Origin of the sequence: Salininema proteolyticum (assembly GCF_042685645.1) — a bacterium.
GTDB lineage: Bacteria > Actinomycetota > Actinomycetes > Mycobacteriales > Micromonosporaceae > Salininema > Salininema proteolyticum.
Window position 1 is genome coordinate 1748026 of record NZ_JBHUNX010000001.1, and the last position, 20134, is coordinate 1768159.

Below are 20134 nucleotides of genomic sequence, written 5' to 3' on the forward strand. Positions count from 1 at the left end.
GGACGTGCCACCTTTCCCCGGGTGCGGACGGCCCGCCGAGCGGCGGGGACGCGGCTCATCATTGTTCCTAAGGGCGGAGCGCGCGTCAACCGCATGGGCGCGGCGACGCGTTCGGACGGGCGGGCCCGGTCAGCGGCCTCGGTCCTCCGCATGGGCGAGAGCCGACGGGGTCAGCCTTCCGACGATGGCCGGCGCCTCCCGGATGAGCGCGTCGTTCTCGACCGCCTCGACCATGAAGAGGGCGTAGTCCACCCGGTGGGTCAGGTTGCTGTCGAGGACGGGGTCGCCGACGTGCCTGGCCCACACGGGCAGTCCCTGGCTCTCCCCCTCCTTCAGGTCGCTGCCGCGCACGACGGTCCAGTCGGTGTCGCTGTCGAAGACGCGGCGGCAGGCCTCGATCTGGTCGTCGAGGTCCACGACCCGCAGGAGCTTGGCCAGACGCCCGAGGACGGCCTCCTGGATCTTGGCCTTCCGGGTGTAGACGTCCTTGCCGTCGCGGGAGATGTGCCATCCGCAGGAGAAGACGAGGCGGGCCTTCGGAGGGGCGAAGTCGAGGACGGCCCGGGCGGTGTTGGTGGCGTAGTGGTGCGTTCCCCAGGGCACCAGGACGGTGAGGACGGCGTCGCAGCCTCGGACGGCCTCCTCGATGACGGCTCGGTCGTCGGTGGCCCCGGGCATGACGGTGATGCGCCCTTCGAACTCGGCGAGTTTGGGAACGCTCTTGGGGCGGCAGACTCCCACCACTTCGTGCCCGCGCTCCAGGGCGTGGCGGACCATGTGGCGCCCGAGCTTCCCGGAGGCGCCGATGACGCAGACCTTCTTGGCCGCGGGGGGTCGGTCGGTTCGATCGGTGTTCATGATCGGAGGTCCTTTCCGGAGGAGGGATGGCTTACACTGTAAGGTTTACCCTTACGGTGTAAGATTGTCAAGTCGTCGGAGGAGAACGAGGAGGAGTCCGTGGCGGAGAGGCAGACGGGGCCCGGAGGCGGGCGGAGAACGGTCAGCAGGGAGAAGGTCCTGGAAGCGGCGGTCGCGCTGGCCGACGAGGCGGGGTCCGGGGTGCCGAGCATGCGCAAGCTGGCCGCCCGCCTCGGCATAGAGGCCATGTCGCTGTACCACCACTTCCGCAGCAAGGACCTGATCCTCGACGGCATGGTCGACTCCGTGTTCGGGGAGGTCGAACTGCCGCGGCCGGGCGTCGACTGGAGGACGGGCATGCGCGCCCGGGCGGGCTCGATGCGGGACGCGCTGAACCGCCACCCGTGGGCGGTCGGCCTGATGGACTCCCGCAAGAACCCCGGCCGCGCGACGCTGCGCCACCACGAGGCGGTGATCGGCGGCCTGAGGGAGGGGGGCTTTTCGATCGCGGGGGCGGCCCGTGCGGCCCTGATCATGGACGGCTACGTCTACGGGTTCGTCCTGCAAGAGGCGGCACTGCCGTCCGGACCGGGCGAACTGGAGGACGTGGGGGAGTCGATCCTGGACGGACTCTCGGCCGAGGAGTACCCGCACCTCCGTGAGATGGTGGCCGACCGGGCCTTCGCGTCGGGGCCCGACTTCGCGGCGGAGTTCGCGGTGGGCTTCGACCTCGTCCTCGAAGGGCTGGAACGGCACCGGGACGACTGGTAGCGGCCCCGGGGCTCACCGCGGGGACGACGCCGTCATACCGCCGGAGTCGCCCTCGAGGATCACGCCGTAGTCCGAGCAGAGGGACCCCATGGCCCCGCCGGCCGCCGAGGCGGCGTCGAGCGACGCGATGCCGTGGTCCCGCCCGACGTCGTCGACCTGGTCGAGGACCCAGGCGACCGTCGGGACCTCGCCGGAGGAGTTGTGCTCGTCGACGATCCTCTGGCACACGTCGAGGCCGATGACGAGCCAGGCGTCGGGGGTGATCCCCTCTCCCTCGACGCGGTTGAGCCCCTCGGAGTAGGCGGTGAGCTCGACGTCGGAGGGGAAGGGCAGGGCCACGACGTCGGCGGGGACGAAGCCGTCGCGCTGGCAGGCGGTCCACAGGCCGTGGGAGAGACGGTGCAGTTCGAAGGCGTCGACGGTGCCCTCTCCGGCGCGGACGAAGTCGACGACGGCCCCGGCGGCGGGGGCGACGGACTCGGCCTCGGAGCCGGAGGCGAAGTCGGCCAGGTCGGCCATGGTCTGCGACCACTGGTCCAGGGTTTCGCGCCGTCCGACCCAGGAGTCGGCGCCGAGGTTCAGCATCTTCTCGTCCAGAAGGTAGCGGCAGGCCGACGCGGCGGGATCCTCGCGCTGCCGGGAGTGGCGGCGGTCGTCCTCTTCCTCCTGCGCCCCGCTCTGGGAAGGGGAGGTGTCCGCACAGGCGGCGAGGAGGCCGAGGAGCAGTACCGAGACCGCGGTCCGAAGGCGTGTCATGGCGCCAGTCTCCCCCGGACGGGAGCTATGGCGAGGAGTATTCGCATTATGGGGGCGGATCTGCTCGAACGATCACGGAGCGAAAGGGCGCCTGCGCGAGCGCCGCACGGGAATGGCGCGAACGCGCACCTCCGAGGCGGCGGGGCGGGCCGGACCCGACCGGTCGGTACCGGTCAGGCCCGGGCAGAAGGGGCGGGGGAGGGGAACGGCGCCTCTACCGGGGCAGAGAGTCCACGATGTCGAAGACGGCGCGGCCCATGCGGGCGTGGGCCTCGACGACGGGGTGCGTGGCGCCGTAGTTGTCGTCGTGGCCCTCTGTCTGAGCCATGAGAGAGTAGACGAGCGCGGGCTCTCCGGCGGAGTCGTAGACGACGCCGGACTCGTTGCGATTAGCGGCGTACGCGCCGTACTTCACGGCCACGCGCGACCGCTCCGCCGAGGACATGCTCCGGCGGAACCCGTCGTGGTAGCCGCTGAGCCCGCGGAGCACGCCGAGGAAGAAGCCGGTGCTCTCCTCCGACAGCAGCTCGCCCGCCGCCAGGCGGTGCAGGAGGTCGTTGGTCTCGTAGGCGGTGGTGTCCCCCCAGCCACATGCGGTTGGGGTTCTCCTCGTTGGGGATCACGCGTGTGTCGGTGAACCCCTTGGCCTCCAGCACCCCGTTGATCTCATAGGCGTCGCTGAGCAGGCCGCACAGCCGGACGGAGGTGTTGTCGGAGGGCATGAGCATGGCCACCAGGATGTTGGCCACGGTGAGCTCGTCGCCGTAGACCGTCTGGTGGAAGTAGAAGCCGCTGCCGCCCAGGATGATGTCGGGTTCGAGGGTGAGGCGGTCGTCCAGCGCCAGCTCCCCGCGGTCGATCTTGTCGAGCACGGCCAGGGCGATGCCCAGTTTGTTGACGCTGGCGGCCGACTTGACGGCCCGGGAGTCCCGGTCCACGGCCACGGTCGGCGGCCCGGAGTCGTCCAGGAGCGTGATGCGCGCCTGCCACTCGCCGCCCGCGGCGGCCGACTCGGTCGCGAAGGCCTCGGCGATCCGCTCGGCGGCCTCGGCGGTGTCGGCAGGCCGGCGCTTGAGCGCCGGTTCGGCCCCGGCCACGGCGGGAACGGCGGCCGCTGCGGCGCCGCCCAGGGTGAGCCCCGCGCCTACTGTGAATACATGGCGTCTTTGCATGGGTGCCTTTCTGTGCGGTGGATTTCCACCGAAAGGGTACTCGGTACCGCCGCCTCTATCAAGGACAGTCCGGGGCGGAATTCACTGCCGCGCACCGGAACTCGCCGCATCGGCGGAACGCCGCGGACGAGGGGGGCCGGACCGCATGAGCGTGGCGATCCAGGACGCCGAAGGGGAGGAGTCGACCAGCAGCGCCTTGGCCAGCAGAGTGAGCGGCACCGCGAGAACGGCCCCCAGGCCGCCGATGACCCACGTCCAGAAGATGAGGGCGATGAAGGTCAGGGTGACCGAGAGGTTCACACTGTCGCCGACCACCTTGGGCTGGACGACCGACTGCAGGACGAAGTTCACGACGCTGTAGAAGGCGATGACCCCGAGCATGGTCCCCGCGCCTCCCTCGAGGAAGGCCAGGAGCGCCGGAGGCGCCAGCCCGATGACGAAACCGATGTTGGGGATGTAGTTGGTGACGAAGGCCAGCAGCGCCCACAGGATCGGCAGAGGGACTCCGAAGAACCACAGCCCGATCCCGTCCACGACCGCGACGACGAGCCCGAAGACCGTGGAGACGACGAGATAACGGCGGGTGTCGGAGGCGAAGCGGCGCAAGGTGCGCACCATGGCCGAACGCCCGGGTGCGACGGCGTCCAGGCGGTCGGGGAAGTCCACGGCGTCGACGGCGGTGAACAGCAGCAGCCCCATGAGGAAGAGGAATCCGGTGAGGGTGCCGCTCAAGGAGCTCAGTACGGAGGTGACGACCGTGATGATCTGGCCCGGATCGATCTGAGAGAGCGCGTGGGAGGCCCAGTCGGAGTCGAACCCCAAGTCCGACAACCGGCCCTGGAGCGAGTCTAGCGCGGCGTCGGCCTGGCTCTCGTACTGGGGGAGCAGCGAGACCAGCTGCCCTGCGGAGGCGACGGCGACGACGGCGAAGGAGATGAGGAGGGCGTAGAGGGCGACGAGAAGGACCGGCACGCCCAGCCAGGTCGGCCAGCCGTGGCGGCGGAGGCTTCTCTGCAAGGGGCTGACGGCGATGACGAGGACGAAGGCCAGCGCTATGGGCGCCACGATCCCGGAGGCCGCCTTGAGTCCGGCCACGACGATGACGAGGGCGGCGGCAATGAGCGCTCCAGGCACCCTCGCGGGGACGGGATCCGGCTCCGGACGGTTCGACACGGCGTCCTCCCTTCGCCGCGGACGCGGCACGGCACTGCTCGACTATGGATCCACAGTGGCGGTTCCTTCGGCCGCGCGGGGGCGAACGGCGGATTTTCGCCCGTCCCGCCGACTCGCCGTCCGAAGGATGAGGGGACCGAGAGGCCCGAGCACGCACGGCGGCGGCGGAATCGGTCCCGCCGGGAACTCGATTCCGGCCGTCGGCGTCTAAGTATTCATGAAGCGATATTTTTCTGTGATAGCACTCGCGGGCCTGGCCGCCGCGGGGTGCGGCGCCGACCGGCCCGGAACGGCCGGCGACGCCGGCGATCCCGCGGACTACGGCCCGCACGACGAGAAGGTCATCGCGGCCTGGGAGGAACAGCGGTCCGACCTCCTCGACGACGGACTGCGGCTGATGGACTCGCCCTACCGGTTCGACGGCGACCGCGGAGGGGGAACCGTCGAGTACATCGTTGACATCGACTTCCCCCGACAGCACGGAGACACCACGGTCGCGGGACAGTCCCTGGAAGAGGACTTCCCCGCCCTCGGCGCCGAGGACTCCCTGGAGCGGTTCGTGTTCGGGGTGAACTCCCCCGACCCCTGCCCGGACGAAGGCGAAGAGGCGACGAGCACTGAGGAAGAGGGTGAGGAAGGCGTCGCGTCCGCCGTCGCCGACTGCCAGACGGTGACGATCACCGAGATCGCCGCGGAGACCGACGTGCGGTGGACCAACGACGGCCCGGCCGAGGTCCCGGTCTGGACCTTCACCGCCGAGGACGCCGCGAAGGGCTTCACCGCGCTCGCCGTCGATCTCCCCGAACCGGACGAGGCGCCGACGCTGGAGGTCGGCGGCGGCGAACCGCCCGAAGGCAGCGTCCCGGCGACCTATATCGCCGAGGCCGGCGACAAGGGGCTGTCGGTCGCCTACGGCGTCTCCAGCTGCGATGGAGACGTGGTTCCCAGCGTCACCGAGACCGGCGAGATCGTCATCGTCTACGGCACCGCCGAGAGCGAGGAGGACGTCTGCGACATGATGATGCGCTACGAAGAGGTGGCGCTGCCGCTGGAGTCGCCCCTGGACGGCCGGATGGTCGTCGACGGGTGGAGCGGCCGGGTCCTGCGGGCGGGCTCCCTGTACTGAGCCGCGGAGGCGCTCTCAGCGGGCGCCGACCGCCCAGCGCTCGGCTATCTGCCGGTAGTGGTCGGCCAGGTGGCGGGTGCCGACGGGCGTGCCGACGGCGTCCGTCTGCAGGCCCTCGACGAAGAAGCGGGTCAGCGAGGACGCCCTCGGCCCCAGGCGGTCGGCGACCCAGACGACGGGCCCGGCCGCTCCTCCGGGGATCGTGACGAGCCGGGGCCTCTTGTCCAGCACGGCGAAGGCCAGGTCGCTGATCTCCTGGTAGGTGAAGACGTCCGGGCCGCCGACGGTCCACTCGCCGGAGCCCTCCTCCATGCGGTCGGCGCAGAAGGAGGCCAGGTCGGCACCGTGGATCGGATTGAGCCGCGTGCGCCCCTTGCCCAGGCGCATACCGATTCCCCTGCGGGCCATGGAGAGGAAGTCCGTCGCGTCGGAGAAGTACCCCGAGGGGTCGACGATCTGCGAGGCGACGGGGCTGCGGCGCAGGGCCTCGGTGAAGGCGGTCTTGGAGCGCATGAGCAGCGACGTCCCCCGGTCGGCGTGCATGACGTTCACATAGAGGAAGGACCGCACCCCGGACTTCTCGGCCGCTTCCAGGACCCGCAGGTTGCCCCGGAAGTCCACGGTCCACGGGTCGGCCTTCTGCCGCGTCACGCCCAGGGCGGACACCACTCGGTCGACCCCCTCGCACAGCCCGGGTATCTCGCGTTCCCTTCCGATGTCGGCCGCGACCCACTCGTCGACCAGTTCCTTGAGCGCCGGCGCGCCGAACGCCCCCGGCTGTTCGGCGCGGGGACGTGCCCGAACCAGCGCCCGCACCCGGTTCCCGCGCCGCTTCAGTTCGCTGACGATGTGCCGGCCGGCGTAGCCGGTGGCCCCGACGACCAATACCCTCTGCGCGCTCATGTCCGACACCTTAGCCGGGCGGCGCGCCGTCCGGAGGGAATCGGCCGGCGCGGTCCTACGAGTGAGGCGGGGAACGCCCTCCGCTCGTGGGACGGCGGCCGGACGCACCGATACACTGTACGTATGAGTAGCTCCGCCGCCGGCCGCGGTCCCGCACAGGACTTCACCGTGAAAGTCCGCCTCCCCGCGAAGCTCGCCTACGTCGCCGCCACGCTCCTGGCGCTGACGCTCGCGCCCCTGCCGTTCATCGACACCGCCTCGGCCCCGGACACGGTCCTCCCCGTCGCGGTGGGCCTCTCGGTGCTGGCCGGAGCCTGCCTCGCCGGGATCCTCGTCCTGTGCGTCGTCGCGTGGGCGACGGTCACCGAGACCTCCTTCACGGTCAACGCCCTGGGGCACCAGTCGCTGCAGAACCGCCGCCTGACCGACGGGCAGCGCTTCGTCATCACCCGCGACGGACTCTACGTCGAGCGGCCCGACGGCAAGCTGATCCGCACCCCGGTGGTCAAGCGGAACACCGCGCCGCGTGACTGGGCGCGCCTGGAGGACGCCTTCCCCGAAGTGCCCTACGACAAGTCGCTCGTAGTGTCGTGGAAGGAGCACATGTCCGACACCCTCGAGCCGGTCTGAGTCTCCCCGCCGGGCGCCGGGCCGGGCCCGTTCAGTCCAGCGCCGAGGCCATTCTCCGTACGACCTCGGTGAGGATCTCGGGCGAGGTGGCGAAGTTCAACCGCACGAAACCCTCCCCGCCGCTGCCGTAGATCAGCCCGCTGTTGACCGCGACCCGTCCGCGCTCCAGGAACACCGCGGCGGGATCCTCGCCCAGCCCCGTCCCCCGGCAGTCGAGCCACGCCAGGTACGTGCCCTCGGAGGGCGTCCACGTCACCGAAGGCAGGTGCTCGGCGAGGAGCGCGGACAGCAGCCGCCTGTTCTCGTCCAGGCCCGCCAGCAGGGCGTCGAGCCACGCCCCGCCCTCGGCGAAGGCGGCCGTGTGGGCGAGGACGCCGAGGTGGCTCGCCCCGTGGGTCACCTCTTCGGGAATGTCCCCCAGCTCGTGCGCGGCCTCCGGGCCGGCGACGGCCAGACCCGCCTTGAGCCCCGCCAGGTTCCACGCCTTGGAAGCCGACATGAGGGAGACGCCGCGCTCGGAGCCGGGAACGGTCAGGTAGGGGGTGAAGGGCGTTCCGGCGTACGTGAGCGGCGCGTGGATCTCGTCCGCCACGACCCGCACGCCGTACTCTCCGGCCAGCGTCGCGGCGCCCTCCAGCTCGGCGGCGGTGTGGACGACCCCGGTCGGGTTGTGGGGATTGGACAGGAGGTAGACCGGGCGTCGCGAGCGCGCCGAGGCGCGGGCGAAGGCCGATTCGAGGTTCGCGAGGTCGATCCGCCCGTCCGCGCCCAGGGGCGCTTCGATCACCTTGCGGCCCAGGTTCGCCGTGAACTGGTAGAAGGGCGTGTACACGGGGCTGTTGACGACGACCGGGCCGCCGGGTTCGGTCCGGAGCTTGAGGACCTCCGCCACGCCCTGCATGACGTCGGGGACGATCGCCGTGCGTGCGGTGTCCATGCCCGTCCATCCCCAGCGCTCGGCGGCGAACCCGGAGAGCGCCTCGGCGAACCCGTCGCCCGTCGCGTACCCGGTGTCGCCCAGGGCGATCGCCTCGTTGACGGCCCGGGCCACCGGTTCGGCCAGGGTCACGTCCATCTCGGCGACCCAGGCGGGGAGGACGTCGGCGGGGTGGATCCTCCATTTGACGCTGGTGCGGCGGCGCAGCTGGTCGATGGTGAGCCGTCGGAGCGGATTGTCCTGCGGCGGCGGAGTAGTGCTTTCCATGCCCTCCACGATTCCAGACTCAGGCCTAAAATGCGAATGTTCTTCTCTTATGGGCGTGTAGACGGTCCGGGCCCCGTCGTCCACCGATGTCCGATTCGACCGGATCGAAGCGTCTACATTGGTATCGTCTGGGTGTATCGCTACGAAAGGAGCACCCACGGTTATGGAGATCGGGCGACGAACACTCCTCGGCTCGGCGGGAATCGCCGGCCTCGCCGCACTTGACCTGCCCATCATCGGGGACGACGACGAGGACGAGGCCCCCGGCGAAGTGGACTTCGTCGTCATCGGCTCGGGTCCCGGGGGCGTGCCCCTCGCGACGAGGCTGGTGGAGGCCGGGTTCACCGTCCTCGTCCTGGAGGCCGGACCGCCCGAGGGAGACCGGACGCTCTACGAGGTCCCCGCCCTGCACCACCGCATCGGCGCCGGCGACGAGCAGGTCCGCTGGGACTTCTACGTCCGCCACTACACCGACGAGAAGCTCAACGAGGCCTCCAGCCAGTGGGTGCCCGAGCAGCAGGGTGTCCTCTACCCGCGCGCCTCGACCCTCGGCGGCTGCACCGCCCACAACGCCATGGTCACCATGTGCCCCGAACCCTCCGACTGGGAGCACGTCCGGGAGCTGACCGGCGACGCGGACTGGGGCGCCGAGCCGATGTGGGAGCGCTGGGAGCGCCTGCGCTCCTGGCAGCCGATGGAGTACTACGCCCTCAACGAGCTGACGCCGCTCGATCCGCAGGTGGGCGCGATCGTCGACGCCACCCTCGAAGAGGTCTCCGCCCTGCCGGGAGGGGGTGTCACCGACCAGTGGCGCGGCCTCAACGACCGCGCGAATGTCTACGAGCACAACCAGGGCTTCTACCCGCCCGAGTTGTCGACGGAGAACGCCCGGCGCTGGAGCATGAGGGAGCGGCTCGAAGCCGTCCGCGACGAGCACCCCGATCGCCTCTTCGTCGCCACCGACGCCCTGGCCGAGAAGATCGTGCTCGAAGGCTCGGACCGGCCGAAGGCCGTCGGCGTCCAGTTCCTCAAGGGCCGCCACCTCTACTCGGCCTCACCGCTCTACGAGTCGCTGCGCGAGGGCGCGCGGGAGGAGGCGCGGCGCACCGTCCGCGCCCGCCGCGAGGTCATCGTCTCCGCCGGGGCCTACAACAGCCCGCAGCTGCTCATGCTCTCCGGGATCGGTCCCGGGGACCACCTGTCCGCCTTCGGGATCCGGACGGCCGTGGACTTGCCGGGCGTGGGGGCGAACCTCCAGGACCGATACGAGATCCCGGTCGTGACCGACCACCCCGACTTCATGCTGCTGGCGGGCTGCACCTTCGGCGAGGGTCTGGTGGACCCGTGCCTGGCGCAGTGGAAGGCCATGCAGGCCACGCCGGCCGGCGGGGTGTCGTTCTACGGGACGAACGGGGCGCTGGCGGGGATCAAGCGCCGCATCGGCGAAGACCCCCGCGCCCAGGTCTACGCCTTCGGGCTACCTGCCGACTTCCGCGGCTACCGGCCCGGTTACGACGACGGCTACGTGCACGACAAGTTCACCTGGCTGATCCTGAAGGGCTACACGGAGTCCCGGGGCGGGACGGTCCGGCTGCGCTCGGCCGACCCGTCGCACTCGCCGTCGGTCGTCCACCGCAAGTTCGACGACGGCAAGGGCGGGGAGGCCGATCTCGACGCCATGGTGGAGTGCGTGGAGATGGTGCGGCGCGTCAACGAGCGGGCCGGCGTGGGGACGGAGGTCTGGCCGGGACCCGAGGTCGAGGGCGAGCGGCTGCGCGACTGGATCCTCAAGGAGTCGTGGGGGCACCACGCCTCGTGCACCAATCCCATCGGACCGGACGGGGACGGCGGGGCGGTGCTGGACGCGAAGTTCCGGGTGCGGGGCGTGGACGGACTGCGGGTGGTCGACGCGTCGAGTTTCCCGCGCATTCCGGGCCTGTTCATCTGGGCCCCGATCGCGATGATCTCGGAGAAGGCCGGGGACGACCTCTTGGCCGAGCACGCGTGAGCCGCCGTCGGGCTCCGCGCTCCGGCGGCGCGGCGGGGACCGGGATCAGTTGCGGCGGAACTTGGCGTAGTAGTTGACGCTGCGGTACTCGTCCTCGGTCCCGTCGGCGTCTTCGACCGCGGAGTCGGCGTCGTCGGGCTCGGGGAAGGCCGTCGGCGGGGCGGCCGGGGCGGCCTGACGCTGCTTCTTGACCTCCGGCAGGCACATGGCAGTCAGCGCGGTGGCGTCGAGCCCGGCCCCCGCGGCGGGGGAGGAGACGACGATGTCGGCCGCCCGCAGCCAGGGCTCGGGAATGCCGAGGCGCTCGTCGGCGACGACGACCAGCTTGGGGCCCTTGACGTCCACCTCGGCCAGGCCGGTCGAGCCCTGGGATGCGACGGCGACGACGGTGAGCCCGCCGACGCTGCGGCCCCAGTGGAGGATCTGCTCGCGCCCGTAGCCGATGACGGGCGGGAGGGTGAAGAAGGCCTCGCCGGCCGCGTGCAGGGCCCGGGGCGCGTAGGGGTCGTAGGAGGTCGGGTCGATGAAGACCGCGTCGGCACCGAGGGCGTGGGCGGTCCGCATGGTCGCGCCGACGGTGGCCGGGTCGGCGACCGGCCCGCAGACGACGGCGGTGAACTCGTCGTGCGGCCGGATCTGGCCGAGGTCGATCGGCCGGTAGACGAGGACGGCGACGATCTCGGGGATGGAGCCGAAGCGCCCGCCCAACTGTGCCATCAGCTCGGGGGCGACGGCGTAGATAGGGGCTTCGGTTCGGTCGAGGATGTCGCGGGCGTCCTCGGTGAGGCCGGGTCCGCTGTTGAACAGGAGCGCGGCAGGGCGCCAGCCGCGTTCGAGGGCGACTCGGACGGTCTCGGCGCCGTCGGCGAGGAAGTTGGCGTTCCTGGCGCGGTGCTCGCCGCTGTCGGCCAGCTGCTCCACCACTGTCCAGACCTCGTTGCGGGTGGTGATCCATTGCGGAGCTCTCACAGTCTTCCTTCCGTCGCCGCTGCCCCCGCACGGCTCGACAGGTCTCGGGGCGGGGACCGGGTCGAGGCCACCGGACACGGCGCGGAATTGCAGGGCGTCGGCGCCGCGTCGCGGAGACTCCCAAATCATATCGTTCTGGTGAATGGAAGGTGACAATGGCTCGACCGTCGTAACGGGGGACATTCCGATCCGCACCCACCGCGTATGTTCACGCAGGTTCCCACCATTAGATATTCAATATCGGCTATACCGTGGGAATGGCGCCGCGGGACGTCGGGGGAATTGGCGCGCATTGCATTTCGGCGCACGGACTCTCCGGTTTCCGGAGGGAATCCGCCGTTTAATCGGGCATGGTGAAGGGGCGCGGACTCGGGGCGCGTCCCATTATTCTTGGAAGCGCTCCCATTGACCGGAGGGCACGTTCTGTGCTCTCTTGATGCCGAAGATAATGAATGTGTAAAGATCGACATTGACTATTGCCATGGGTCCGGTCAGGCACTAGGCTATTGGTAGCGCTCCCAAACCGGCGACGGGACCGGGGGCCACGGCATCCCGCCCCGCTCGCGACGCCCGAACCTTCCGACCTCCTCCCCGGAAGGGCCCCGGCGGCCGGGCGGGGCGGGCCCGCCGCACGGGACCCGCTCCGCCCGGCCGCGAGGGCACCGCGCCGAAGGCCGGCGGGACCGTCGACCGAGTACCCCGAACGCGGAGAACGGAAGGCCCATAGAGATGACCGCAGAGCACACCGACCCGGCCGCGCGCTTCCCCTCGGACTTCGCCTGGGGCGCTGCCACCTCCTCCTACCAGATCGAGGGATCGCCCGGCGAAGGCGGACGGGGCCGGTCGATCTGGGACGCGTTCACCGCCGAACCCGGCCGCGTCGTCGACGCCTCGACGGGGGAGGCCGCCGCCCGCTCCTACCGGCGCCCCGAGGCCGACCTCGACCTCGTCGACCGCCTCGGGCTCACCGCCTACCGCTTCTCGATCTCCTGGCCCCGCGTCTGCCCCGAGGGGAGCGGTCGCGTCAACCCCGAGGGCCTGGCCTACTACGACCGCCTCGTCGACGGCCTCCTGGAGCGGGGCGTCGACCCCTGGGTGACGCTCTACCACTGGGACCTGCCGCAGGCCCTGGAGGAGTCCGGGGGCTGGCCCGAACGCGACACGGCGAAGCGCTTCGCGGAGTACGCCGCCGTCGCGGCCGACGCCCTCGGCGACCGCGTGACCCGGTGGATGACGGTCAACGAGCCCTGGTGCGCGGCATTCCTCGGGTACGCCTCCGGCGAGCACGCGCCGGGCCGCCGCGAACCCGCCGCCGCCCTCGCGGCCGGCCACCACCTCATGCTGGCCCACGGACTGGCCGCCCGCGCGATCAAGGACGCCGCCCCCGCCGCGAAGACCGGGCTCGGTCCGAACTTCTACCCCGTCCGCCCCGCGACCGAATCCCCGGAGGACCGCGACGCGGCCCGCCGCATCGACGGCCTGCAGAACCGCCTCTTCGCCGACGCCGCGATCAAGGGCTCCTATCCCGACGACGTCGTGGCCGACCTCGTATCGGTCACGGACTTCTCGTTCGTCGCCGACGGCGACATGCGCACCGTCCAAGCGCCCCTGGACTTCCTGGGCGTCAACTACTACAGCAGCTTCACCGTCTCCGGCCGCGCCGGAGCGCCGTCGGCCTCCGCCGCCCCGACCGACACCGCCTCGGCCTGGCCCGGCAGCGAACACGTCGGATTCGTGCGGACCGGCCGGCCGACGACAGCGATGGACTGGGAGATCGACCCCGAGGGCCTGACCGGCATCCTCACCCTCCTGCGCGACCGCTACCCCGGGACGGACCTGGTCGTCACCGAGAACGGGGCGGCCTTCGACGACGTGCCCGGCGCCGACGGCCGAGTGGCCGACCGGGAACGGCGGCGGTACATCGCCGACCATGTGGACGCCTGCGCCGCGGCGATCGCGGAAGGGGTCCGACTGAGGGGTTACTTCGTATGGTCTCTGATGGATAATTTCGAGTGGGCATGGGGCTACACCAAGCGGTTCGGCATCGCCTACACCGACTTCGCGTCGGGTGCGAGGACCCTCAAGGCGTCGGGCGAGTGGTACGCCGCCCTGGTCCGGTCCGCCCGCGGTGACGAGTGAGCATGTCTCAGTATCTGGACCGGCTCCCGCGCCGCGCCCCATGCGAAACGACTTCGCGATAATGAAGCGACGGCTTCCCGCCCCGGAAGGAGCACACCCCATGACGGACTCGCCCGCCCAGGCCGCCAAGGACCCCGGAGGCCCCCGTACCGCCCGGGCCACGCGCCGGGAACGGCCGACCCTCGACACCGTCGCCCGGCACGCGGGCGTCGGAAGAGGCACCGTCTCCCGCGTCGTCAACGAGACCGGGTCGGTCTCCGAGCGTTCGCGCGAGGCCGTCCTCGCCGCCGTCGAGGAGCTGGGATACGTTCCCAACCACGCCGCCCGCAGCCTCGTCACCCGGCGGACCGGGGCCGTGGCCCTGGTGGTCACGGAGTCCCAGGAGCGGCTGTGGAGCGAACCGTACTTCGCCGGAATCGTCCGCGGCATCACCGAGCAGCTGGGCGAGGACGACATCCGCCTCATGCTGACCTTCGAACCGCGCGACGGCAGCCGCGCCAAGCTCGAGTCCTACCTCCTGGGCCACCACGTGGACGGCGTCATGATGGTCTCCGGCCACGGCGCCGACCCGCTGCCGGAGAGGCTGGAGAACGCGGGCGTCCCCACCGTCCTGTGCGGCGTGCCCATCGGGCTCTCGCCGGTGTCGTTCGTGGACTGCGACAACCGCTCCGGGGCGCGGGAGGCCACCGACTACCTGGCGCGCCGCGGACACGAGGCGATCGCCTGCATCACCGGGCCGCAGGACATGTCGGTGGGCGTCGACCGCCTCGCCGGATACCGGGACGCTCTGCGCGGCAGGCGGCTGAAAGTCGTAGAAGAGCGGATCGCCGTGGCCGACGAGTTCGGCGAGGCCGCCGGAGTCGCGGCCATGCGCCGGATCTTCGAGGCCGACCCCGGCGTCACCGCCGTGTTCGCCGCCTCCGACCCGCTCGCCATAGGCGCCATCCGCGCGGCCCGAGACAGGGGACGGGACGTCCCCTCCGGGCTCGCGGTCGTCGGATTCGACGACTCGCCCCTGGCCGAGATGAGCGAACCGCCGCTGACGACCGTCCACCAGCCCACCGAGACCCTGGGCCGCGAGATGGCCCGCCTCCTCATCGGGCGCATCCGAGGCGAGGAGACCGGGCCGCTGGTGACCATCCTCGGGACCCACCTGGTGGAGCGCGGCAGCGCCTGAGCCCGGACGGCCACTGTGTACGATCGGGGCATGGATTTCACGCGCGTACCGGCCGGCCCGGTGACCTTGTCGGACAGGCGGACCCGGACGTCCTGGGACGTCGACGTCGCCGAGTTCGACCTGGCCGTCTGCCCGGTGACTCGGGCACAGTACGCCGAGACGCTGGGGGAGGGCACCGGCGCGGCGACGGACCGCGACCTCCCCGTCGACAGCGTCTCCTGGCCCGACGCCCTGGAGTTCTGCAACGCCCTGTCGGCCCGCGAGGACCTCTGCCCCGCCTACGCGCTCGACGGCGGCGACGCCGTCTGGGACCCGGCCGCCGACGGCTACCGCCTTCCCACCGAAGCCGAGTGGGAACGCGCCTGCCGAGCCGGGACCACCGGTCCGCGCTACGGGAACCTGGACGACATCGCCTGGTACCGCGGCAATTCCGGGGAGCGGCCGCACCCGGTGGGGCGGAAGGCGCCCAACGGATGGGGGCTCCACGACATGCTCGGGAACGTCTGGGAGTGGACCTGGGACATCTACGACCCCGAGGTCTACGGCTCCTACCGCGTCCTGCGCGGCGGCGGCTGGTTCGACGAGCACTGGAGCTGCCGCGCCTCCGTGCGCCGCCGGACCCACCCCGACCTCCGCATCGAGGACCTCGGCTTCCGAGTGGCCCGGTCCGTCCGCGCCGTCAGCCGATGAGGTCCCTCAAGGACAGCCGCCCCGCGTAGCAGCCGAGGAACGCCGAGGCGTGAGCCGGGTCGCCCTGGACGGACTGAAGGAAGCGCTCCAGCTTCTTCGGCGGAGCCCCGCCGGCAAAGGCGGCGGTGGCCGCGAATGCCTCGGCAAAGGCGCGGTCCCATTCCCGCTCTTCGTCCCCGGAGGCTTGGCACGGCCGCCGTCGGCTAGACTCGCCGCATGCGTTCCGGACAGCTCTCCCCGCCGGTCTCCTAAGGCGGGTCCACCTCCACCGACGCGGCGCGCTCGCGCCCCGCGTCCCAGTGCCGTGCCCGCCGACGAAAGACCGCATTGACCTTTCGTTCTCAGGGAGACCGCACCTTGTCCACATCAACACGCATTCCCACGCCCTTGCGCGGGCACGATTCCGCCCGCCGCGGGCTGCTCTTCCTCACCGCCACCGGACTGTCCTGGGGGACCACCGGCGCCGCGGCCGACCTCGTCTACCGGCTCGGCGACATGGGGCCGGCGGCCGTGTCCTTCTGGCGCCACCTCGGAGGACTGGTCCTCCTCGGCGCCTTCACCGTCCTGCGCCCGCGACGGGGCGGCAGGCCGACCGGAGCGACCGGACGACAGGGCCTCGGCCCGCTGCGGACGCCGCCCCGTCGGCTGGGCCTCCTGATCGCCATCGGCGTCGGTATGGCGGTGTTCCAGACCGCGTACTTCGCCGCGGTCGAGGCCACTGGCGTCGCGGTGGCCACCATCGTCACGCTGGGCAGCGGTCCCGTTCTGACGGCCCTCGGCGGCAGGGCGCTCTTGGCCGAGCGCGTCGGGGGAGCCGGCGCCGCCGCCATGGCCGGAGCCCTTCTGGGACTCGGCGTCCTGGTGGGCGCCAACGCCGAGGGGGTCGTCAGGCCCTCCGGCGTCGCCCTCGGACTGCTGTCGGCGGGCGGCTACGCCGCCGTGACACTCCTGAGCCGGTCCGCCGGACGGGGAAGCGACGCGGTCGCCCCCGCCGCGCTCACGCTCTGGTCGTTCGGGGTGGGCGCGGCAGTGCTGTTCCCTCTGGCCTGGCTCGAGGGGCTTCTCCCGCAGGGGGAAGGGCTTTGGCCGACGGCCGGAGTCCTTCTCTACATGGCGTTGTTCACGACTGCCCTGGCCTATCCGCTGTATTTCGCGGGAACGGCACGGGTGTGCGCGGCGACGGCGTCGGTCATGATGCTCCTCGAACCGGCCACGGCGGCCCTGCTCGCCGTCGCCTTCCTCGGGGAACGGCTCACGGCCGCCACCGCGACGGGGACGGCTCTGCTTCTGGCGTCGATAGTCGGACTGGCCCTGGCCGAGTCGCGCCGTCGGACGGGATGACTTCCGGAGGCGGGTCGGACCGCGATTGAAGGGCCGCCCGCCCGGAAGAGACCCCATTGATCGAGTGATCGCTCGGTCAATGGGGTATCCTCGGGACCCATGCGCACCGTCAATCCCGAGCAGCACGCCCGCAAGCGCGCGGCGATCCTGGAGTCCGCGGCCGTCGAGTTCGCCGAGAAGGGGGTGGACGGAGCCTCCACGGCGGCGATCTGCCGCCGGGCCGGCATAGGATCGGGCACCCTGTTCCACTATTTCCCCACCAAGAACGCGCTCTTCCACGCCTTGTTCGCCGACGACCTGGCGACCAACACGGAGGCCTGCCGCCGGGCTCTGGCCGACCGCGACCCCCGCCTCCGGGCTGGACTCCCTCGTCGCCCATCTGGTGTCGGAGCTGGGGGACCCGCTGGTGCCGGGGCTCGCCGCCGCCGCGATGCTCCAGGTCAACCGCGACCCGAAATTCGCCGCCCTCATGGCCGCCGACGAGCGCCAGACCTTGACGACGCTGACCGCCCTGCTCGACCGCATGGCGGAGGACGGCGCCGACCTGCCCTTCCCTCCCGCCCGGGTGGCCCGATGGGTCGCCTCGATCATCGACTCGCTCTTCCTGTCGGCCATGGAGGAGGACTTCGACCCCGAGTCCCACCTGCGGGAACTGCGGCGGATAACGGCCTGGCTCACTGGCAGGGCCTGACCGGCGGTCTTTTAATAGAGCAATCACTCTGTTATTGTGAGGGTCCATCGACCATCGCAAGGAGGCGACCATGCCACGGAAACACCACCGCCCCGGCAGCACACGACCGATATGGACCCGCAGAGGAGCGCTAGCCGGGGCATTGGTGCTCGGAGCCATTGGAGCGACCACTCCACTGGCCTCCCTCGGCGCGAAAGCGGCAGGCCGACGTGACGAGGAACCCGACCCCGAGCCGGGACTCCGCGACCGGGGAGTTTGCTACACAGTCAAGAAGGGCGACACTCCCTCGACGGCCTGGAGCGCCGAGCGCATGCGCGAGGACATCCGGGCCGTCGACGAGGACCTGCACGCCAACGCCGTCAAAGTCACCGGCGACGGAGTCGAGAGGCTGGCGGCCACGGCCGAGGCGGCCGCCGAGCGAGGCCTCCACCTGCGCATCGAACCCACCCTCGCCGACCGGCCCCGCCAAGAGATCCTCGACCACCTCGCCGAGGTCGGCGCGCACGCGCGGGAACTGCGCCGCCAGGGCGCCGGCGTCGAGTTCAGCGTCGGCTGCGAGTTCTACCTCTTCGTCCCGGGCATCATCCCCGGCTCCAACGCCCTGGAGAGGGTGCAGAACCTCCTGAAGGGGAACTACGACCCCGAAGAGGCGGACCGCGAGACCGCCGCCTTCATCGCCGACGCCGCCCGGACCGGCCGGTCGGTCTTCGACGGGCCCCTCAGCTACGCCTCCGCCCAAGGGGACGCCGTGGACTGGGACCTCTTCGACATCATCGGAATCGACTACTACGCCCACTTCCCGGAACACGAGAAGTACGTCCGCCAGATGCGGAGCTACCACGGCCGCGGCAAACCCGTCGTGCTCGCCGAGTTCGGCTGCGTCACCTACGAGGGAGCGCCCCAGGACGGAGGCATGGGGTGGAACCAGGTCGACTACACCGTCGACCCGCCCATGATCACCGGCGACCCGGTCCGCAGCGAACGCGCCCAAGCCGACTACGTCGGGGAGATCGCCGACGCGGCCGCCGCCGCGGGCCTTCGGGGCGCCTACGCCTTCGACTTCGTCGAACCCGCCTCGCCGCACGTCCCCGACGAACCCGTATACGACCTCGACACGGTCTCCTACGGACTGGTCAAACCGGTCTTCGACGACTTCCGTGACCCGGAGAGCGACTGGCACTGGGAACCGAAGGAGGCCTTCCGAATCCTGTCCGAACGCTATGCCCGCGCCCGGAAGAGCGGCGGGACGGAAGAGAACTGTGACATGAATCCTTAACGGAATAGCCGTCCCGACAAGAACGTTCGACCAGAGGCCAGCGCCCCGGGGCGTCCGACCGCCCCGGGGCCACCCGACGAACGACTGGAAGGACGCCTCTGTGTCTACCGACCTGTTCACCCCGATCCGCCTGCGGAACCTGGACATCCCCAACCGGATCTGGATGTCCCCGATGTGCCAGTACTCCGCCGACTCCTCCGGACCCCTCACCGGAGCGGCCAACGACTGGCACCACCAGCACTACGTCTCCCGAGCCGTCGGCGGAACCGGCCTGGTCATGGTAGAAGCGACCGGAGTCTCCCCCGAAGGCCGCATCAGCCCCTACGACCTGGGACTGTGGAACGACGCCCAGGCCGACGCGCTCGCCCGCGTCGTCGCGGGCGTCCGCGAAGCCGGATCGGTGGCGGCGATCCAACTCGGACACGCCGGACGCAAGGCCGGAACCGACACCCCGTGGCGCGGCGGAAGGCCGCTGAGCGAGGAGGAGGGCGGCTGGAGGCCCTACGGGCCCAGCGCGGTGCCGTTCGCGGAGGGCGACCCCGTCCCTCACGAACTCACCCACGCCCAGATGGAGGAGATCATCGACCAGTTCGCCGCCTCGGCCCGCCTGGCCCTGCGCGCGGGCATACAGGCCGTCGAGATCCACGGCGCCCACGGCTACCTGATCTCCAGCTTCCTCTCGCCCGCGGCGAACCGGCGCACCGACGAGTACGGCGGTTCCTTCGAGAACCGGGCGCGGTTCCCCCTCGCCGTCGTCGACGCCGTCCGCGAGGTCTGGCCCTCCGACCTCCCCGTCTTCTTCCGCATCTCCGCCACCGACTGGATCGGGACCGACGGCTGGACCGACGACGACACCGTCCGCCTCGCCCCGCTCCTGGCCGAGCACGGCGTCGACCTGCTCGACAACTCCAGCGGCGGCAACGTCCCGCGCGCCGACATCCCCGTCGGCCCCGGATACCAGGTGCCCTTCGCCTCCAGGGTCCGGAAGGAAACCGGACTGCCCACCGCGGCCGTCGGGCTCATCACCGAGCCGGCACAGGCGGAGAAGATCATCGCCGACGGCGAGGCCGACGCCGTGCTCCTCGGGCGTGAACTGCTGCGCGACCCCTACTGGGCCCGCCATGCCGCCCGCGAGCTCGGCTCGGACGTCGAGGACCGCCCGCTGACCCCGCCGATCCAGTACGGCAGGGCTTGATCCGCGCCGCGCCACCGGCCGAAACCCTCGCCCGACAGGGCCTGAACGCCGCAAG

Annotated in this window: 18 protein-coding genes and 2 pseudogenes; 12 read left to right on the top strand and 8 right to left on the bottom strand. The window is 71.1% G+C overall.

The window, feature by feature from the left end; all coding sequences use genetic code 11:
- Window positions 1-129: 129 nt before the first annotated feature.
- A complete protein-coding gene (locus ACFTE1_RS08160) occupies window positions 130-858 on the bottom strand; it encodes an NAD(P)-dependent oxidoreductase (protein WP_380617929.1) in 729 nt (242 codons plus the stop codon).
- A gap of 99 nt (window positions 859-957) precedes the next feature.
- Here ACFTE1_RS08160 and ACFTE1_RS08165 point away from each other — a divergent pair, with 99 nt between their 5' ends.
- Window positions 958-1629, top strand: coding sequence for a TetR/AcrR family transcriptional regulator (locus ACFTE1_RS08165; protein ID WP_380617930.1), 672 nt, complete (start codon window positions 958-960; stop codon window positions 1627-1629).
- A 12-nt stretch (window positions 1630-1641) separates the two neighbouring features.
- Here ACFTE1_RS08165 and ACFTE1_RS08170 read toward each other — a convergent pair whose 3' ends face one another.
- The 4 genes and pseudogenes from ACFTE1_RS08170 to ACFTE1_RS08185 all read right to left on the bottom strand — a co-directional run bounded on the left by ACFTE1_RS08170 (window position 1642) and on the right by ACFTE1_RS08185 (window position 4730).
- On the bottom strand, window positions 1642-2385 hold the full coding sequence (locus ACFTE1_RS08170) for a hypothetical protein (RefSeq protein WP_380617931.1): 744 nt from the start codon (window positions 2383-2385) through the stop codon (window positions 1642-1644).
- 214 nt (window positions 2386-2599) lie between these two features.
- Complete coding sequence (locus tag ACFTE1_RS08175) at window positions 2600-2935, bottom strand: serine hydrolase (protein WP_380762926.1); 336 nt, start codon at window positions 2933-2935, stop codon at window positions 2600-2602.
- Window positions 2936-2984: 49 nt separating this feature from the next.
- A pseudogene (locus tag ACFTE1_RS08180) lies at window positions 2985-3557 on the bottom strand (serine hydrolase); the annotation flags it as partial.
- 81 nt (window positions 3558-3638) lie between these two features.
- The gene (locus ACFTE1_RS08185) at window positions 3639-4730 is read right to left on the bottom strand and encodes an AI-2E family transporter (RefSeq protein WP_380617933.1); all 1092 of its coding nucleotides are present in this window, start codon (window positions 4728-4730) and stop codon (window positions 3639-3641) included.
- Between the two features lie 235 nt (window positions 4731-4965).
- Between ACFTE1_RS08185 and ACFTE1_RS08190 the strand changes: the two genes are divergently transcribed.
- Window positions 4966-5856, top strand: a complete 891-nt coding sequence (locus ACFTE1_RS08190; RefSeq protein ID WP_380617934.1) for a hypothetical protein — start codon at window positions 4966-4968, stop codon at window positions 5854-5856.
- Between the two features lie 15 nt (window positions 5857-5871).
- Here ACFTE1_RS08190 and ACFTE1_RS08195 read toward each other — a convergent pair whose 3' ends face one another.
- A complete protein-coding gene (locus ACFTE1_RS08195) occupies window positions 5872-6759 on the bottom strand; it encodes an SDR family oxidoreductase (protein ID WP_380617935.1) in 888 nt (295 codons plus the stop codon).
- Between the two features lie 123 nt (window positions 6760-6882).
- Here ACFTE1_RS08195 and ACFTE1_RS08200 point away from each other — a divergent pair, with 123 nt between their 5' ends.
- Window positions 6883-7389, top strand: coding sequence for a hypothetical protein (locus ACFTE1_RS08200; RefSeq protein WP_380617936.1), 507 nt, complete (start codon window positions 6883-6885; stop codon window positions 7387-7389).
- Window positions 7390-7420: 31 nt separating this feature from the next.
- On the opposite strand, the gene ACFTE1_RS08205 is transcribed toward ACFTE1_RS08200, so the two are convergent.
- On the bottom strand, window positions 7421-8593 hold the full coding sequence (locus ACFTE1_RS08205; RefSeq protein ID WP_380617937.1) for a MalY/PatB family protein: 1173 nt from the start codon (window positions 8591-8593) through the stop codon (window positions 7421-7423).
- A 163-nt stretch (window positions 8594-8756) separates the two neighbouring features.
- Between ACFTE1_RS08205 and ACFTE1_RS08210 the strand changes: the two genes are divergently transcribed.
- A complete protein-coding gene (locus ACFTE1_RS08210; protein WP_380617938.1) occupies window positions 8757-10601 on the top strand; it encodes a GMC family oxidoreductase in 1845 nt (614 codons plus the stop codon).
- A 45-nt stretch (window positions 10602-10646) separates the two neighbouring features.
- On the opposite strand, the gene ACFTE1_RS08215 is transcribed toward ACFTE1_RS08210, so the two are convergent.
- Window positions 10647-11570 (bottom strand): TrmH family RNA methyltransferase, encoded by a 924-nt coding sequence (locus tag ACFTE1_RS08215; protein WP_380617939.1) that lies wholly within the window; start codon window positions 11568-11570, stop codon window positions 10647-10649.
- Between the two features lie 729 nt (window positions 11571-12299).
- Between ACFTE1_RS08215 and ACFTE1_RS08220 the strand changes: the two genes are divergently transcribed.
- From ACFTE1_RS08220 to ACFTE1_RS08255, 8 genes and pseudogenes are all read left to right on the top strand, one after another.
- Complete coding sequence (locus ACFTE1_RS08220) at window positions 12300-13709, top strand: GH1 family beta-glucosidase (RefSeq protein WP_380617940.1); 1410 nt, start codon at window positions 12300-12302, stop codon at window positions 13707-13709.
- A gap of 100 nt (window positions 13710-13809) precedes the next feature.
- Entirely contained in the window at window positions 13810-14886 is a 1077-nt protein-coding gene (locus ACFTE1_RS08225) for a LacI family DNA-binding transcriptional regulator (RefSeq protein ID WP_380617941.1), read from the top strand.
- Between the two features lie 30 nt (window positions 14887-14916).
- On the top strand, window positions 14917-15576 hold the full coding sequence (locus tag ACFTE1_RS08230) for a formylglycine-generating enzyme family protein (protein ID WP_380617942.1): 660 nt from the start codon (window positions 14917-14919) through the stop codon (window positions 15574-15576).
- A gap of 357 nt (window positions 15577-15933) precedes the next feature.
- Window positions 15934-16917 (top strand): DMT family transporter, encoded by a 984-nt coding sequence (locus ACFTE1_RS08235; RefSeq protein WP_380617943.1) that lies wholly within the window; start codon window positions 15934-15936, stop codon window positions 16915-16917.
- A gap of 99 nt (window positions 16918-17016) precedes the next feature.
- A pseudogene (locus tag ACFTE1_RS08240) lies at window positions 17017-17142 on the top strand (TetR family transcriptional regulator); the annotation flags it as partial.
- 157 nt (window positions 17143-17299) lie between these two features.
- Entirely contained in the window at window positions 17300-17608 is a 309-nt protein-coding gene (locus tag ACFTE1_RS08245; protein ID WP_380762960.1) for a hypothetical protein, read from the top strand.
- A gap of 70 nt (window positions 17609-17678) precedes the next feature.
- Window positions 17679-18884, top strand: a complete 1206-nt coding sequence (locus ACFTE1_RS08250) for an abortive phage infection protein (RefSeq protein WP_380617945.1) — start codon at window positions 17679-17681, stop codon at window positions 18882-18884.
- Between the two features lie 100 nt (window positions 18885-18984).
- Window positions 18985-20079 carry an NADH:flavin oxidoreductase/NADH oxidase gene (locus tag ACFTE1_RS08255; protein ID WP_380617946.1) on the top strand — a complete coding sequence of 365 codons (1095 nt, stop codon included), beginning with the start codon at window positions 18985-18987 and terminating at the stop codon, window positions 20077-20079.
- Window positions 20080-20134: the final 55 nt, after the last annotated feature.

Bases quoted from the DNA above. Each gene is read 5' to 3' on its own strand.
- ACFTE1_RS08220 (WP_380617940.1), top strand. From the start codon at position 12,300: ATGACCGCAGAGCACACCGACCCGGCCGCGCGCTTCCCCTCGGACTTC.
- ACFTE1_RS08250 (WP_380617945.1), top strand. From the start codon at position 17,679: ATGCCACGGAAACACCACCGCCCCGGCAGCACACGACCGATATGGACC.
- ACFTE1_RS08210 (WP_380617938.1), top strand. From the start codon at position 8,757: ATGGAGATCGGGCGACGAACACTCCTCGGCTCGGCGGGAATCGCCGGC.
- ACFTE1_RS08225 (WP_380617941.1), top strand. From the start codon at position 13,810: ATGACGGACTCGCCCGCCCAGGCCGCCAAGGACCCCGGAGGCCCCCGT.
- ACFTE1_RS08230 (WP_380617942.1), top strand. From the start codon at position 14,917: ATGGATTTCACGCGCGTACCGGCCGGCCCGGTGACCTTGTCGGACAGG.
- ACFTE1_RS08195 (WP_380617935.1), bottom strand. From the start codon at position 6,759: ATGAGCGCGCAGAGGGTATTGGTCGTCGGGGCCACCGGCTACGCCGGC.
- ACFTE1_RS08160 (WP_380617929.1), bottom strand. From the start codon at position 858: ATGAACACCGATCGAACCGACCGACCCCCCGCGGCCAAGAAGGTCTGC.
- ACFTE1_RS08200 (WP_380617936.1), top strand. From the start codon at position 6,883: ATGAGTAGCTCCGCCGCCGGCCGCGGTCCCGCACAGGACTTCACCGTG.
- ACFTE1_RS08205 (WP_380617937.1), bottom strand. From the start codon at position 8,593: ATGGAAAGCACTACTCCGCCGCCGCAGGACAATCCGCTCCGACGGCTC.
- ACFTE1_RS08170 (WP_380617931.1), bottom strand. From the start codon at position 2,385: ATGACACGCCTTCGGACCGCGGTCTCGGTACTGCTCCTCGGCCTCCTC.